Genomic DNA, 441 nt, shown 5'->3' with positions numbered 1-441 from the left:
AACTTCAGAGGCGATTCCCCTTGACCGAAATAGACCCGCCCGTTGGGCAGGACGAACTCCGAATGCAAAAACTAACGACCCGGACATACTTACAACGTCCGTAACCATCAGACAGTTTCCACCACGAACCGCGACTTCGGTGCCTCGACCCCCCGCAGGCATTCGCCCGCGTGAGCCGGTCTCCCGCACCTCCCGCATCACGACGATGACGACCGAGCGTAGTCAGGCTGCTTCGCAGCCCGCAAGGCATCCACAACGATCTTCGCCGGACGTGTGACGGTGACGACAGCCTGCTCCTTCTCCAGCGACTGGACGACGCCACCGGGAATGTTGAGCGCCGGCTCCAGATCCTGCGGTTTGCCGATCACCTTGAACTCATAGGGCTGTGTGATCTTCTTACCGTCGATCGCGACCCCGTCCTCCTCGTCCGAGAAGTACGAG

At 60.5% G+C, this 441-nt stretch carries 1 protein-coding gene; it reads right to left on the bottom strand.

Annotation, left to right across the window (positions count from 1 at the left end; translation table 11 throughout):
- Positions 1–197 precede the first annotated feature (197 nt).
- Positions 198–441 (bottom strand): DUF881 domain-containing protein (locus G3I71_RS47760; RefSeq protein ID WP_164325217.1); only part of this gene is annotated, 244 nt, incomplete at its 5' end.

Origin of the sequence: Streptomyces sp. SID12501, from assembly GCF_010550245.1 — a bacterium.
GTDB lineage: Bacteria > Actinomycetota > Actinomycetes > Streptomycetales > Streptomycetaceae > Streptomyces.
The sequence above is the reverse complement of the archived record's forward strand: the minus strand, read 5'-3'. Positions and strand labels throughout refer to the sequence as shown.